This window comes from Enterobacter sp. 22499 (genome assembly GCF_052044815.1).
Classification (GTDB): domain Bacteria; phylum Pseudomonadota; class Gammaproteobacteria; order Enterobacterales; family Enterobacteriaceae; genus Enterobacter; species Enterobacter bugandensis.
In genome coordinates, this window is record NZ_JBQENR010000007.1 from 85,072 (window position 1) to 98,871 (window position 13,800).

General features: G+C 55.2%; 15 protein-coding genes. 14 read left to right on the plus strand and 1 reads right to left on the minus strand.

Annotation, left to right across the window (positions count from 1 at the left end):
- Positions 1-56 precede the first annotated feature (56 nt).
- The 6 genes from uhpA (at position 57) to ACTJI7_RS18410 (ending at position 6,749) form a co-directional block, all read left to right on the plus strand.
- Positions 57-650, plus strand: a complete 594-nt coding sequence (gene uhpA, locus ACTJI7_RS18385) for a transcriptional regulator UhpA (protein ID WP_041911714.1) — start codon at positions 57-59, stop codon at positions 648-650.
- The gene (uhpB, locus tag ACTJI7_RS18390; RefSeq protein WP_192978539.1) at positions 647-2,152 is read left to right on the plus strand and encodes a signal transduction histidine-protein kinase/phosphatase UhpB; all 1,506 of its coding nucleotides are present in this window, start codon (positions 647-649) and stop codon (positions 2,150-2,152) included. The genes uhpA and uhpB overlap by 4 nt, the downstream gene beginning before the upstream one ends.
- Complete coding sequence (locus ACTJI7_RS18395) at positions 2,145-3,455, plus strand: MFS transporter (RefSeq protein ID WP_063155232.1); 1,311 nt, start codon at positions 2,145-2,147, stop codon at positions 3,453-3,455. Before uhpB ends, ACTJI7_RS18395 begins: the two co-directional genes overlap by 8 nt.
- A gap of 132 nt (positions 3,456-3,587) precedes the next feature.
- Positions 3,588-4,979, plus strand: coding sequence for a hexose-6-phosphate:phosphate antiporter (uhpT, locus tag ACTJI7_RS18400; protein WP_028014963.1), 1,392 nt, complete (start codon positions 3,588-3,590; stop codon positions 4,977-4,979).
- Between the two features lie 161 nt (positions 4,980-5,140).
- The gene (locus ACTJI7_RS18405; protein ID WP_063437535.1) at positions 5,141-6,145 is read left to right on the plus strand and encodes an alpha/beta fold hydrolase; all 1,005 of its coding nucleotides are present in this window, start codon (positions 5,141-5,143) and stop codon (positions 6,143-6,145) included.
- A gap of 151 nt (positions 6,146-6,296) precedes the next feature.
- Positions 6,297-6,749: a DUF1198 domain-containing protein gene (locus tag ACTJI7_RS18410; RefSeq protein ID WP_028014965.1), complete on the plus strand. Its 453-nt coding sequence runs from the start codon at positions 6,297-6,299 to the stop codon at positions 6,747-6,749.
- Here the strand turns inward: ACTJI7_RS18410 and ACTJI7_RS18415 are convergent.
- Positions 6,746-7,666 (minus strand): LysR family transcriptional regulator, encoded by a 921-nt coding sequence (locus ACTJI7_RS18415; protein WP_063155231.1) that lies wholly within the window; start codon positions 7,664-7,666, stop codon positions 6,746-6,748. The two genes, ACTJI7_RS18410 and ACTJI7_RS18415, sit on opposite strands and share 4 nt — an antisense overlap.
- A gap of 187 nt (positions 7,667-7,853) precedes the next feature.
- On the opposite strand from ACTJI7_RS18415, the gene ACTJI7_RS18420 reads away from it, so the two are divergent.
- From ACTJI7_RS18420 to ACTJI7_RS18455, 8 genes are read left to right on the plus strand one after another with little or no spacing between them, the layout of a single operon-like run.
- Entirely contained in the window at positions 7,854-8,465 is a 612-nt protein-coding gene (locus tag ACTJI7_RS18420) for a hypothetical protein (protein ID WP_045260828.1), read from the plus strand.
- Positions 8,466-8,475: 10 nt separating this feature from the next.
- Positions 8,476-9,252 carry an AfsA-related hotdog domain-containing protein gene (locus ACTJI7_RS18425; RefSeq protein ID WP_048959936.1) on the plus strand — a complete coding sequence of 259 codons (777 nt, stop codon included), beginning with the start codon at positions 8,476-8,478 and terminating at the stop codon, positions 9,250-9,252.
- The gene (locus ACTJI7_RS18430; RefSeq protein ID WP_049000252.1) at positions 9,245-10,078 is read left to right on the plus strand and encodes a hypothetical protein; all 834 of its coding nucleotides are present in this window, start codon (positions 9,245-9,247) and stop codon (positions 10,076-10,078) included. The genes ACTJI7_RS18425 and ACTJI7_RS18430 overlap by 8 nt, the downstream gene beginning before the upstream one ends.
- 7 nt (positions 10,079-10,085) lie before the next feature.
- Positions 10,086-10,310, plus strand: coding sequence for a 2-hydroxymuconate tautomerase (locus ACTJI7_RS18435; protein WP_041911708.1), 225 nt, complete (start codon positions 10,086-10,088; stop codon positions 10,308-10,310).
- Positions 10,311-10,313: 3 nt separating this feature from the next.
- On the plus strand, positions 10,314-10,964 hold the full coding sequence (locus ACTJI7_RS18440) for an HAD family hydrolase (RefSeq protein ID WP_248203979.1): 651 nt from the start codon (positions 10,314-10,316) through the stop codon (positions 10,962-10,964).
- A 21-nt stretch (positions 10,965-10,985) separates the two neighbouring features.
- Complete coding sequence (locus ACTJI7_RS18445) at positions 10,986-12,206, plus strand: MFS transporter (RefSeq protein ID WP_028014972.1); 1,221 nt, start codon at positions 10,986-10,988, stop codon at positions 12,204-12,206.
- Positions 12,193-12,606 (plus strand): carboxymuconolactone decarboxylase family protein, encoded by a 414-nt coding sequence (locus ACTJI7_RS18450; RefSeq protein WP_028014973.1) that lies wholly within the window; start codon positions 12,193-12,195, stop codon positions 12,604-12,606. The genes ACTJI7_RS18445 and ACTJI7_RS18450 overlap by 14 nt, the downstream gene beginning before the upstream one ends.
- Entirely contained in the window at positions 12,603-13,778 is a 1,176-nt protein-coding gene (locus tag ACTJI7_RS18455; protein ID WP_192978530.1) for an acetyl-CoA C-acetyltransferase, read from the plus strand. Before ACTJI7_RS18450 ends, ACTJI7_RS18455 begins: the two co-directional genes overlap by 4 nt.
- Positions 13,779-13,800 lie beyond the last annotated feature (22 nt).

The following is a 13,800-nucleotide window of genomic DNA, read 5'->3' on the forward strand; positions in this document are numbered from 1 at the left end:
CTTGTAGGCCGGATAAGCGCAGCGTCATCCGGCTTTTTCAGATCGCAGGAACACACATGACCACCATCGCTCTCATCGACGACCACCTTATCGTCCGCTCCGGCTTTGCCCAGCTTCTTAACCTCGAACCGGATTTTCAGGTCGTGGCCGAGTTTGGCTCCGGTCACGAGGCGCTGGCGGGCCTGCCGGGGCGCGGGGTGCAGGTCTGTATCTGTGACATCTCGATGCCGGATCTCTCCGGGCTGGAGCTGTTGAGCCAGCTGCCGAAAGGGATGGCGACGATCATGCTCTCGGTTCACGACAGCCCGGCGCTGGTCGAGCAGGCGCTCAACGCGGGGGCGCGCGGCTTCCTCTCCAAACGCTGTAGCCCGGACGAGCTGATCGCTGCCGTGCGCACCGTCTCCACCGGCGGCTGCTACCTGACGCCGGATATCGCCATCAAGCTGGCGGCCGGACGTCAGGATCCGCTCACCAGACGCGAGCGCCAGGTGGCGGAGAAGCTTGCCCAGGGCATGTCGGTGAAAGAGATTGCCGCCGAGCTGGATCTGTCGCCGAAAACCGTGCACGTCCACCGCGCCAACCTGATGGAAAAACTCAACGTCAGCAACGACGTCGAGCTGGCGCGCCGCATGTTCGACAGCTGGCAATGAGTCCCGTGTTTTCGCGGCTGATCGCCGTCGTCGCCAGCTTTTTTATCTTCTCCGCCGCGTGGTTTTGCCTGTGGAGCATCAGCCTGCATCTGGTGGAACGCCCGGAGCTGGCGGTGCTGCTGTTTCCCTTCGGCCTGCGTCTGGGGTTAATGCTCCAGTGCCCGCGCGGCTATTGGCCCGTTTTGCTCGGCGCGGAGTGGCTGATGCTGGTCTGGCTGGCGCAGGAGGTGGCCCTCGCGCATCTTCCCTTATTGATGACCGGAAGCCTGCTTACGCTTCTCCCCGTTGCCCTGATTTCCCGCTACCGCCACCAGCGCGACTGGCGCACGCTACTGCGTCAGGGGGCGGCGCTGATTGCCGCCGCGCTGTTGCAGTCACTGCCGTGGTTAGGCGAGAAGGAGATGCTTAACGCCCTGCTTCTGACCCTTACCGGTGGTCTGACCCTCGCGCCGACCTGTCTGGTTTTCTGGCACTACCTCACCAGCACCGTCTGGCAGCCGCTCGGCCCCGCGCTGGTCTCCCAACCGGTGAACTGGCGCGCCCGACACCTCATCTGGTATTTGCTGCTGTTTATGGTGAGCCTGTGGCTGCAGCTTGGTCTGCCCGCCGAGCTTTCGCGCTTCACGCCGTTTTGCCTGGCGCTGCCGATCATCGCTCTGGCCTGGCACTACGGCTGGCAGGGGGCGCTGATCGCCACGCTGATGAACGCCATCGCGCTGATCGCCAGCCAGACCTGGCACGATCATCCGGTGGATCTGCTGCTCTCGCTGCTGGCCCAGAGCCTGACCGGGCTGCTGCTCGGCGCGGGCATTCAGCGTCTTCGCGAGCTGAACCAGTCCCTGCAAGCCGAGCTGGCGCGCAACCGTCGTCTGGCGGAGCGTCTGCTGGAGACCGAGGAGAGCGTGCGTCAGGAGGTGGCTCGCGAGCTGCACGATGATATCGGCCAGACCATTACCGCCATCCGCACGCAGGCGGGCATCGTCCAGCGTCTGGCGGCGGAAAACGCGGTGGTGAAGCAGGGCGGGGCGCATATCGAACAGCTTTCGCTGGGTGTCTATGACGCCGTTCGCCGCTTGCTGGGACGGCTGCGTCCGCGCCAGCTTGATGACCTGTCGCTGGAGCAGGCGATACGCTCCCTGATGCGCGAGATGGAGCTGGAAAGCCGCGGCATTGTCAGCCATCTCGACTGGCGCATTGATGAATCATTGCTCAGCGAAGGCCAGCGCGTGACGCTGTTCCGCGTCTGCCAGGAAGGGCTGAACAATATCGTTAAACATGCCAATGCCAGCGCGGTCACGATCCAGGGCTGGCAGCAGGACGAGCGCCTGATGCTGGTGATTGAAGACGACGGCTGCGGCCTGCCGCCGGGCTCCGGCCAGCAGGGCTTTGGCCTGGCGGGCATGCGCGAGCGCGTCAAGGCGCTGGGCGGCACGCTGACCCTCTCCTGCACCCACGGGACGCGCGTCAGCGTCAGTTTGCCGTTAAGGACGTACCATGTTTAAAACCCCAACCAGCGCGGCTCCGTTGCGCGACAAGGCGGAAATCGACGCCCGCTACCGCTACTGGCGTCGCCATATCCTGATTACCATCTGGCTCGGCTACGCGCTGTTCTACTTCACCCGCAAAAGCTTCAACGCCGCCGCGCCGGAAATCCTCGCCAGCGGCGTGATGACGCGCACCGATATCGGCCTGCTGGCGACGCTGTTTTACATCAGCTACGGGCTGTCGAAGTTCTTCTCCGGCATCGTCAGCGACCGCTCGAACGCGCGCTATTTCATGGGCGTTGGGCTGATCGCCACCGGCGTGGTGAACATCCTGTTTGGCTTTTCCACTTCGCTGTGGGCCTTTGCCCTGCTGTGGGCGCTGAACGCCTTTTTCCAGGGCTGGGGCGCGCCGGTCTGCGCCCGCCTGCTCACCGCCTGGTACTCGCGCAACGAGCGCGGCGGATGGTGGGCGATCTGGAACACCGCGCATAACGTTGGCGGGGCACTGATCCCGATGGTGGTGGGGGCTGCCGCGCTGCACTACGGCTGGCGCACGGGGATGATGATTGCCGGTGCCCTCGCGATTGTCGCCGGGCTGTTCCTCTGCTGGCGCCTGCGCGACAGGCCGCAAACCGTCGGCCTTCCGGCGGTGGGCGACTGGCGGCACGACGAGATGGAGATCGCCCAGCAGCAGGAGGGCGCCGGGCTGTCCCGCCAGCAAATCCTCACCAAGTACGTGCTGAAAAATCCGTACATCTGGCTGCTGTCCCTCTGCTACGTGCTGGTCTACGTGGTGCGCGCGGCGATCAACGACTGGGGTAACCTGTACATGTCCGAGACGCTGGGTGTGGATCTGGTCACCGCTAATTCGGCGGTCACAATGTTCGAGCTGGGCGGGTTTATCGGCGCGCTGGTGGCGGGCTGGGGCTCGGACAAGCTGTTCAACGGCAACCGCGGCCCGATGAACCTGATTTTTGCCGCCGGGATTTTACTCTCCGTCGGCTCGCTGTGGCTGATGCCGTTTGCCAGCTACGTGATGCAGGCGGCGTGCTTCTTCACCATCGGCTTTTTTGTCTTTGGTCCGCAGATGCTGATCGGCATGGCGGCGGCGGAGTGCTCGCACAAGGAGGCGGCAGGCGCGGCGACGGGCTTTGTCGGGCTGTTTGCCTACCTCGGCGCGTCGCTCTCCGGCTGGCCGCTGGCACGGGTGATCGACGTCTGGCACTGGAGCGGGTTCTTCGCGGCGATCGCCATCGCGGCGGGCATTTCCGCCTTGCTGCTGCTGCCGTTTTTGCACGCCCAGGCGCCGCGCGAAGCGTGACGTGCCTCACCTTTTGTTGCCGAATGGCGCAAAACTAAGAAATTTTCCCGGTTTCACCTGGACGCTGTCTCAGGCATCTCTCCCGGCTGATTTTTACAATGCTGCAAAAATCAGCTCAGGAGTAAACCAACCATGCTGGCCTTCTTAAACCAGGTGCGCAAGCCGACCCTGGATCTGCCGCTCGACGTGCGGCGCAAGATGTGGTTCAAACCGTTCATGCAGTCTTATCTGGTGGTCTTCATCGGCTACCTGACCATGTACCTGATCCGCAAAAACTTTAACATCGCGCAGAACGACATGATCTCAACCTACGGGCTGAGCATGACGCAGCTGGGGATGATTGGCCTGGGCTTCTCCATCACCTACGGAGTGGGGAAAACGGTTGTGTCCTACTACGCGGACGGCAAAAACACCAAGCAGTTCCTGCCGTTTATGCTGATCCTCTCCGCCATCTGTATGCTCGGCTTCAGCGCCAGCATGGGCGCGGGCTCCGTCAGCCTGTTCCTGATGATCGCCTTCTACGCCCTGAGCGGTTTCTTCCAGAGCACCGGCGGGTCGTGCAGCTACTCCACCATCACCAAATGGACGCCGCGCCGCAAGCGGGGTTCGTACCTCGGCATGTGGAACATCTCCCACAACCTCGGCGGGGCGGGTGCGGCAGGCGTGGCGCTGTTTGGCGCGAACTATCTGTTCGACGGCCACGTGATCGGCATGTTTATCTTCCCGTCGATTATCGCCCTGATCGTCGGCTTTATCGGCCTGCGCTTCGGCAGCGACTCCCCGGAATCGTACGGCCTCGGCAAAGCCGAAGAGCTGTTCGGGGAGGAGATCAGCGAAGAGGACAAAGAGACCGAAGAGAACGAGATGTCCAAATGGCAGATCTTTGTTGAGTACGTGCTGAAAAACAAAGTGATCTGGCTGCTGTGCTTCTCAAACATTTTCCTGTACGTGGTGCGCATCGGCATCGACCAGTGGTCTACGGTGTATGCCTTCCAGGAGTTGAAGCTGTCGAAAGAGGTGGCGATTCAGGGCTTCACCCTGTTCGAAGTGGGTGCGCTGGTCGGCACGCTGCTGTGGGGCTGGCTCTCCGACCTCGCCAACGGCCGTCGCGCGCTGGTGGCCTGCGTCGCGCTGGCGCTGATTATCGCCACGCTCGGCATCTACCAGCACGCCAGCAACCAGTACGTTTACCTGGCGTCCCTGTTCGCGCTCGGCTTCCTGGTGTTTGGCCCGCAACTGCTGATTGGCGTGGCGGCCGTAGGGTTCGTGCCGAAAAAAGCGATCGGCGCCGCCGATGGGATTAAAGGCACCTTCGCCTACCTGATCGGCGACAGCTTCGCCAAGCTTGGCCTGGGGATGATCGCCGACGGTACGCCGATTTTCGGCCTCACCGGCTGGGCGGGCACCTTCGCGGCGCTGGATGCGGCAGCGATTGGCTGTATCGTCCTGATGGCGATGGTCGCGGTGCTGGAAGAACGTAAAATTCGCCGCGAGAACCGCGCGCAGAAATTAAAAGCGGCCTGAGTGTGCAGGTAACGTCTTTGCCCGGCTGACCGCCGGGCTTTTTTTATTTGCTCGTCCTACCTTTACCCCGCTTTACACACCCACTCCTCTCCATGCTCTACAGTGTTTTTTGCTGCCGCCTTTCGTGCAGCCTTAGCCCCTTTTGCTAACGGAGAGCTTGCATGTTAACCCGACGATTGTCCTGCCTGGCGCTGCTGATGGCGCTGGCGTCCCCCGCAATGGCTGCGGATGCCCCCACCTACGGCGAGAAGCTGGAAGGTTTCGACTACGGCTGGCCGGTAAAACACTTTACCTTTACCTCGCAAAACCAGTCTCTGGATATGGCTTACCTGGACGTGAAGCCGGAAAAACCCAACGGACGTACCGTGGTGCTGATGCACGGCAAAAACTTTTGCGCCGGCACCTGGGACGGCACGATCAGTGCGCTGTCGGCCAGCGGCTATCGCGTGATCGCACCCGACCAGATCGGCTTCTGTAAATCCACCAAGCCGGACCATTATCAGTACACCTTCCAGCAGCTGGCGGACAACACCCACGCGCTGCTCACATCGCTTGGCGTCGATCGCGCGACGGTTATCGGCCACTCGACCGGCGGCATGCTGGCAACCCGCTACGCGCTAATGTGGCCGCAGCAGGTAGAGCAGCTGGTGATGGTCAACCCGATAGGGCTTGAAGACTGGAAAGCGCGCGGCGTGCCGCATATCACGGTTGACCAGTGGTACCAGCGCGAGCTGAAAGTCAGCGCCGACGGCATTCGTCAGTACGAGAAAAATACCTACTACGCCGGGGAGTGGAAGCCGGAGTACGAACGCTGGGTCACGATGCTTGCCGGGCTGAACAACGGGCCGGGTAAGGCGCGCGTGGCGTGGAACTCGGCGCTGCTCTACGACATGATCTACACCCAGCCGGTCATCTATGAATTTAGCGACCTGAAGATGCCGGTATTATTGATGATCGGCACGAAGGACAACACCGCCATCGGGAAAGACCTCGCCCCGCCGGAGGTCCGCAAGACGCTTGGCAACTATGCGGTGCTGGGCAAAGAGACGGCGAAGCGCATCCCGCACGCGACGCTGGTGGAGTTTAACGACATGGGCCACGCGCCGCAGATGCAGGATCCCGCACGCTTTCACGAGGCGCTGTTGAAGGGGCTTCAGGCGCGCTGACGGGTCTCCAGCAACAGCCCGCGCAGCCACGCCTGCGCGGGATTGCTTTCATCGCATTTATCCAGCTTTTTTCGGTTCACTATTCTGGCCGTACCCGCTGTCGACACGCTGCGTTTCCCGCTATGATGAGCGGCTAGTCTAAGGAGAACGCATGGTCTGGATAATGCTGGCAACGCTTGCCGTGGTGTTTGTGGTGGGATTTCGTGTCCTGACCTCAGATTCCCGCCGCGCCATCAAACGTTTAAGCGAACGGCTGGGGATTACCCCGATGCCAATCGAGTCGATGATTGACCAGTTCGGTAAAACACCGGGCAATGAATTTATCCGCTACCTTGAGCGGCCTGACGAGGCGCATCTGCAAAACGCCGCGCAGGTGCTGCTCATCTGGCAGGTCTGCATTGTCGACGGTAGCGAAGAGAATCTGCATACCTGGCACCGTATGCTGCGTAAAGCCCGCCTTGCCGCACCCATTACCGATGCGCAAATTCGTCTGGCACTTGGCTTTATGCGCGAAATGGAGCCCGATCCGCAGGAGCTGAACGCCTTCCAGCTGCGCTATAACCAGCTATTTCTGCCGGAAGAAGGTGTGTTTTATCTGCATTAAGCCTTTTTGCCGCACAAGATATTCTGAGCGTTCAGGATCTCCTCTCTGTTTTCATTGAGGCGAGTTGCGGCATAGATATCAATATTTAATCTCTTTGCCTCATCGTCCGTTAGTTCGCGATAGCATAGCCCCTCCTGATTGAAGGTGCATTTTGACTGAGGCAGCAGCGCAAACCCTTTCCCTCTTGCGATACGGCTTAGCATCACGAGGGAATCATCCGGCTCTTTAATACGCTTCAGCGGCGTTTTCAGCGTGTCAAAGTAGCTTTCGCATTTATCATAGAATGACGGATTAGCGCTTCTCGAAAACCAAAAAAGTGGAAGATCGCTAATGTCTTCCAGCGAGACTTTCTCTTTCAGACTGGCAGGATGTAAAGAAGGCATTGCGATGAGCAACGGTTCCTGGCAGACCCAGCGGTATTGAACAATGTCTTCATGACCCGTTCCTTTTTCCCCGGTCAGCACCAGATCCAGCATATTTTTAGACAAGCTTTGCAGCAGCTGTGCTGACGTCAGGTCGGGCGTTTCAACGTCATCTCCGGCGTTCATTTTTTGAAGCTGGGTATTTACAGGTTCAATATATTCAAAATTAAGCGTGCGCGTGAGACCGATGCGCAGATTCGTTTCTGAAGAGTGAGGATCTTCTTTTAAGATGCTGATGTCTTTGAGTATTTTTTCTGCCTGAACGACCAGCGCTCGGCCTGCTTCAGTGAGGCTAACGTCATGCGTACTGCGACTGAACAACTGACGTTTCAACACCGCTTCAAGGCATTTTATCTGACGCGTCAGAGGCGGTTGAGTCATGCGCAGACGTTCGGCAGCCTTACGAAAGTTCAGTTCATGTGCAACAGCGAGAAAGCATTGTAATTGTTTGATACTGGGCAGGTTATTGCTGATTAAATGTTCTGCTGTAGCCATACGTGGGTCCTAAATGCGAAAAGGTATTTCGTCTTTTTTCCATTTCGATATTACACGCTAAATGCTGGCAGCAAAACCCGTTTTAACAGTAATACAAAAAATATATTACAAATTTAACAATTCCAATAGTTTCCTGTATTGATAAATTTCTATCCGAATCCTCACTTAATCAATACTCGGAGTAATTATGTCGTCCAAATATGTACTGGTATCACGCTTCCCATTAAAAAACACTTTTTCTGAAAAAGAATTTACTTCCTTAAAAAGCAATGAAAACGTTCGCTACTATACCTGTGAAGAAAACGGCGTTAATGAATTGCTGGAATTACGCGCATTCAACGATATTAAAGAAATTGCATGGGTTGAAAGTGAAATGGAATCCATGTTCCATCGTTTCTCTGAAGTTCTTTCTGCCGATATCCGTCGCGAACTGCTTAAGTTTGTTGAATCCCCAATTGATAATAAAAATAGCTTGCCACAATCAAATTATATTCAACTCCGACACGTCGAAGTGCCTGCGCATAACTATCAGCAGTACCGTCAGTGGCGCGATGAAACCATTTTTAATGTTGTAAGAGATAACAAAGATAAGATTGAAAGTTTCGAAGCATTTCATTCACTGATCAGCGGCGTTCCGGGTGTAATGTTTATCTCCTCATTCAACGGTGATAAAGCAGCATATAAAGAAGCATTTACCAATGCGCGTTATCAGGAAATCATTCAACAGGCCGGCGATAACTTTATTACTGGCGGTAATGACGGCCTTTATACACGTATCTATCGTGCTTGCTGTTGTTGAGGGACAATGAATGAACTGTAAAAAGTTGGTAGTTGTTGGCGATAAATTTAATGAATTTGCCAATGGTAAAGATGTACTGACTATATCTCAGCTAGAATTATTGACTCAAATCCCTGCGAATATCATTGATAAAGAACATGAAATTATTGTTGGGCAGGGCGTGCGCAAGGATTTTGCCGGAAAGGTAATTTCAAACCAGGCAAGAAATGCGATTCATGGTAATAAGTTAAAAATGTGCTCTCTGGAAAAACTGGTTAGCGACAAAAAAAATGCTTATTGCCATAAAAGACTGGAACAGAATGTACTTATAGGACCTGCGGAACAAGCTGAGCATAACCACGATCTTTATGCGATGCCGCTGTTAATCGATGAGCGTTGCGAATTGATGGCGGATCATCAGACGGGGCAGCATATTCAGGGAATGCTCCTGGTTGAAGCCAGCCGACAGGCCTTTATCGGTGTCACCGAAGAATTTATTTACCCACAGGAAAGTGGACGCTATTACGTCATTAATAGCATGGCAATCAATTTCGCCAGTTTCCTGTTCCCTTTACCGGCGCTGGTCCACTTTGAATTTCTTGAAAAAGATATTAACGACCGCCGGGGACGTTTCAAGGCTCAGGTTCGCGTCACTCAGCACCAAACGCTTTGCGCGACAATGGATGTCTCGTTCACCGTCTATCCTTCCGCCCTGATTACAGAGAAAGAGAAATCTCTGGCTGAGGTTGCCATGCAGGCGACCCTTATTGAGCAGCAAGGGGTGACTCAGGGGGTAACGCATGCCTGAATTACGTAGCCAGAAATACCGTCTGGCTGCGACCACGCAGGGGCCGCTTTACCCCCCTGCGGAGGTCATGGACGGGAAGGGTAATTTTGTCGTGGTTGGCATGGTGCCAGGGGATAACGGACTGCAGTGGCGAAGCGTCATTGTCTCTCCGGACAGCCCGCTTCCGGCATTTGGGGAAGTCGCACCCTATAACATTCTGTGCGATCTGGAAAAGATGCCTCAGGACGCGTTGAAGGACATCATTCTTCATACTCTTCCTTTACCCATTCCGATGAACAACTATCGGATGATTTTCGCACCAGAACAGCGGCCACAGGCCAATAATGAAATAAGGCCTGGCCTGCCACTTCATGAAGGCTATATCGCGGATTATCGCAGCAGCGATGGAAAGCGAGAGATCGAGCCAGTGACCCTCGCTGCCTGGCTCGAGGCAGAGGGCTCCTTTGAGGTCACATTGTCCGAAGATAAGAAACGAGCCCGGTTCACGTTTTCGTTCCGGAGCCTTGTTCCGGATAGCGTTTACACCGTGATGAGTCTCAGGGAAAACGATCTAGCCTCGGAGGATCCGAGCAGGCCAGGTCCGCTGGGAATACCCAACGTATTTATAACCGATAGCGAAGGTAATGCCGAATATTGGGCAGAGTTAACCGATCCTTTCCCGGCTCCGGCGAGGAAAGGAAACAGAATTATTAACGTAGTCGTACTTTATATGAGCTCGCGTCAGAGCTACGGCGGGGCAATTGGCTTTTATGGTCTTGGAGGCGATATCCATGCCCATTTAAAACTCAAAGGCCGTTCCTTCGATGAATTTACAACTATAGAGTGAGAAAAATATGCCATTTGTTCATGTTATGACCTGGCCTGCGAAAGATGAAAATCAAATCATCAGACTCCAGGAAGATATTACATTTGCCGTTCACAAAAACACGGGTGCGCCGCTGGATAAAATTTCCGTGGTGGTTTCTGAAATTGCGCCTTCCCGCTGGGCGGATGCAGGCGTGTCTGGTACGGATAGAGATTTTCCGGTTAAGAGTCGAAGAAAAAACTACGAGGAATAAAGTTTGCGTAAACATGCCGCTTTTTTTGATGTTGATGAAACGCTTATAAATATTAAAAGCATGTTTGATTTCTATGATTTCTGGTGCAGGGAAAATAATCAAAACGATCGTCTTCAACGCTATATGTCTCGTTTTCGCACCGACGTGAAAAACGGCGTGCCAAGGGAAGCCCTGAACAGAGATTATTATCGTCAGTTTAAAGGTGTGTCTTGTCGTTATCTGGAAGAAATGGGTGAGAAGTGGTTCAGGCGTAAGCTGGAAAGCGAGTTTTTTATTGAGAGTGCTGTTTCAGCCCTTAAAAAACATCAGAACCAGAACATGTATACCGTATTTATATCGGGCTCTATGCTTCCTATTCTTTCACCCATTGCAAAATATCTTGGAGTAACGGAAGTACTCTGTGCGCCGGTGATAATAAATGACGCAGGTGAGTTGACGGGTGAAATCGGCCTGCCTCAAACAATTGGAACAGGTAAAAAAGACGCGCTTATCGCCTTTTGCGATGATAAAGAGATTAACCCCGTGGATTGTTATGCCTACGGCGACGATCTTTCGGATATTCCAATGCTGGAAGTCACTGGCCATCCCGTCTGTGTGGGAGAGCATTCCGCGCTTACCAGATATGCAACTGAAAAAAATTGGCACATTATTTAAATCCTTATTGAGGTAAGTAGTATGACTTCAGAACTCACTCCGCAGAATATGACGTTAAGGTCATGGCTTGCTTTATTCATTCTGGCTATTTCAACCTTTACTATTGTCACCACCGAACTGGCGCCAGTCGGATTATTAACGCCAATCGCAGAGGGGCTACAGTCTTCGGAATCTGCGGTGGGCATGACCGTGTCGCTTTATGCCTGGGTGGGGGCGTTGAGTGCGCTGTTTGCCTCCGTCTTTTTAGGGAATGTGGCCAAGAAGCGGCTTTTACTTGTGCTCACTGTGGTACTTCTGATCTCTAACGTTATGGCTGCAACGGTAAACGTCTATAGCATGCTGCTTAGCGCCCGCGTACTGGGAGCGCTCGCTCACGGCGCATTCTGGGCGATGATCGGCGCAACGGCGGTGGCTATGGTCCCTGCCAGATATATAGGGGCGGCGACGTCAATCGTATTTGGTGGTGTTTCCGCAGCAAGCGTTTTTGGCGTACCGGTATCCAACTATATTGGTATTCACTTCGGCTGGCGGCAGGCATTTTGGCTGATGGCCGCGCTGAGCGTAATTGCCTTTGTGGGTATTAGCGTTCTTGTTCCCAGGATTACCAGCAAAAGTGCGCTCGGGCTGGATGCGCTTAAAGGCGTGCTGAAATCGTCAACATTATGGAAAATTTACTCAGCAACCTTGCTGGCTGTGACGGCTCACTTTGCTGCCTTTACGTACATTGAACCCTGGCTACACACGCAGAGTTTACTGTCCACCACCATTATTCCTGCTGTGCTTTTTGTTTACGGCATCGCGGGTCTGGCAGGTAATTTCCTGACCGGCGTGTTGATTGATAAGTATCTCAAGCTGACGGTCTCTTTGTCTGTACTGCTGATCTGTGCAGTGCTGCTGTTCCTGGGCCTGTCTGGTTCCTCGCTCTCTGCTGCGTTGATATTTACCAGTATGGTTGTCTGGGGTGTCGCCGTATCAGGAATATTTGTCGGTTTCCAGACGTGGGTTTTACGTATGGCAGAGGATAAAGCCTTCCCGGCCTCCGCAATCTACGTTTCATTTTTCAATACCGCCATTGGTATCGGTGCGTCAGTCGGTGCCTGGATGGTTTCATCATTTTCAATGCCGCTCCTGTATATCGTCGCCGGTACGGCCATCGGTCTGTCCGTTCTGCTTGTCGCGGTTATTCCGGCAACGTTGACCGCAAAACAATCCCGTATGGAGAAATCTTATGAGTCAAATTAATGACCGCACGCGCTATGGCAGAGAGATTATGGACCGTCTTGAAGCGGGGCTCGCGGATAAAGTCACCCGCCGCCTGAGCGAGCTGGACCCGGGGCTGCCCGCCCTGATTACCGACTATGCGTTCGGGGATGTGGTGGGTCGTCCGGGACTGGATCTCAAAACGCGCGAAATGTTGACCGTCGCCTCGCTTGTGACGCTGGGTAATGCCATGCCGCAGCTAGAACTGCATATGCGAGGCGCGCTGAATACCGGCGTGACGCCGGAAGAGCTGCTTGAAATTGTGATACAGATGGCGGTATATGCTGGCGTTCCCGCCTGCATGAATGGTCTTACTGCATACCGCGCGGCAATGGCCGCGACGGGCCATACTTTGCCAGGACTGAAGGGAAGTGACGCATGAGCGAGATTGTTATTATTGCAGCCCGCCGCACGGCGACGGGCGCATTTCAGGGCGCGCTTGCGGAGCATTCAGCCTCTGATCTGGGAAGCCGCGTTATTCAGGCGCTCCTGAAAGAATCTGGCGTAGAAGCCAGTGATATCTCTCAGGTCATTATGGGACAGGTTCTTACTGCGGGGTGCGGCCAGAACCCGGCCCGACAGTCGGCACTGAATGCTGGATTGCCCGTAGATACGCAATGTCTGACGGTAAACAAAGTGTGCGGGTCCGGGCTTAAGGCGGTCCATCTTGGCATGCAGGCGCTGCAGACGGGGGAGGCTGAGTTTGTTATCGCCGGTGGTCAGGAGAGTATGTCCAACGCGCCGCATATCGCCACGACGTCGCGTAGCGGAACGCGGCTGGGTAATATTACTCTCAAAGATAGCCTGGTTTCTGACGGGCTCTGGGATGCCTTCAACGATTATCACATGGGTATCACTGCAGAGAATGTTGCGACGGAGTTTGGTATCAGCCGCGAAATGCAGGATGAATATGCCCTTGTCTCTCACCACAAAGCGCTTGAAGCGCAGGCGCGTGGCATTTTTGAGCGTGAAATTGTCCCGGTTGAATGGCAGACGCGAAAAGGTGAAACGATAAGCGTGGAGAGGGATGAAGGACCCCGTGCAACCAGTATCGAAAAATTGACGAAACTGAAGCCTGTCTTCCGAAAAGAGGGTACGGTGACGGCGGGAAATGCTTCATCGTTGAATGACGGTGCCGCGGCGGTCCTGCTTTGTACGCGTGAGACTGCCGAAGCACGTGGTTTGCCAGTTCTGGCATCGCTGGGCGTATTTTCCAATTCCGGTATCCAGCCGGCATTAATGGGTGCAGCCCCGATTCAGGCCATTGCCGACTGTCTTTCCCGCTCGGGATGGAAGCCTGAGGATGTGGATCATCTCGAATCCAACGAAGCGTTTGCCGCCCAGGCGCTGGCCGTGATTCAGCGGGCCGGGATTTCCCCGGATCGTATCAATCCATACGGCGGGGCAATCGCGCTTGGGCATGCGGTAGGTGCATCCGGCTGCCGAATTTTGGTGACGCTGGTTCATTCCCTGATCCGTAATGATGCCAGGCGTGGCGTTGCCGCACTGTGCGTTGGCGGCGGGGAAGGCGTCGCGTTGAGCGTTTATCGCTAACGGCGTTTCCGTAGAAATAAAA

What these genes read in the sequence shown, in the direction of transcription:
- ACTJI7_RS18450 (WP_028014973.1), top strand. Translation starts at nt 12,193, where the DNA reads ATGAGTCAAATTAATGACCGCACGCGCTATGGCAGAGAGATTATGGAC.
- ACTJI7_RS18395 (WP_063155232.1), top strand. Translation starts at nt 2,145, where the DNA reads ATGTTTAAAACCCCAACCAGCGCGGCTCCGTTGCGCGACAAGGCGGAA.
- ACTJI7_RS18455 (WP_192978530.1), top strand. Translation starts at nt 12,603, where the DNA reads ATGAGCGAGATTGTTATTATTGCAGCCCGCCGCACGGCGACGGGCGCA.
- ACTJI7_RS18425 (WP_048959936.1), top strand. Translation starts at nt 8,476, where the DNA reads ATGAACTGTAAAAAGTTGGTAGTTGTTGGCGATAAATTTAATGAATTT.
- uhpT (WP_028014963.1), top strand. Translation starts at nt 3,588, where the DNA reads ATGCTGGCCTTCTTAAACCAGGTGCGCAAGCCGACCCTGGATCTGCCG.
- uhpB (WP_192978539.1), top strand. Translation starts at nt 647, where the DNA reads ATGAGTCCCGTGTTTTCGCGGCTGATCGCCGTCGTCGCCAGCTTTTTT.
- ACTJI7_RS18435 (WP_041911708.1), top strand. Translation starts at nt 10,086, where the DNA reads ATGCCATTTGTTCATGTTATGACCTGGCCTGCGAAAGATGAAAATCAA.
- ACTJI7_RS18445 (WP_028014972.1), top strand. Translation starts at nt 10,986, where the DNA reads ATGACTTCAGAACTCACTCCGCAGAATATGACGTTAAGGTCATGGCTT.
- ACTJI7_RS18410 (WP_028014965.1), top strand. Translation starts at nt 6,297, where the DNA reads ATGGTCTGGATAATGCTGGCAACGCTTGCCGTGGTGTTTGTGGTGGGA.
- ACTJI7_RS18420 (WP_045260828.1), top strand. Translation starts at nt 7,854, where the DNA reads ATGTCGTCCAAATATGTACTGGTATCACGCTTCCCATTAAAAAACACT.
- uhpA (WP_041911714.1), top strand. Translation starts at nt 57, where the DNA reads ATGACCACCATCGCTCTCATCGACGACCACCTTATCGTCCGCTCCGGC.
- ACTJI7_RS18430 (WP_049000252.1), top strand. Translation starts at nt 9,245, where the DNA reads ATGCCTGAATTACGTAGCCAGAAATACCGTCTGGCTGCGACCACGCAG.
- ACTJI7_RS18405 (WP_063437535.1), top strand. Translation starts at nt 5,141, where the DNA reads ATGTTAACCCGACGATTGTCCTGCCTGGCGCTGCTGATGGCGCTGGCG.
- ACTJI7_RS18415 (WP_063155231.1), bottom strand. Translation starts at nt 7,666, where the DNA reads ATGGCTACAGCAGAACATTTAATCAGCAATAACCTGCCCAGTATCAAA.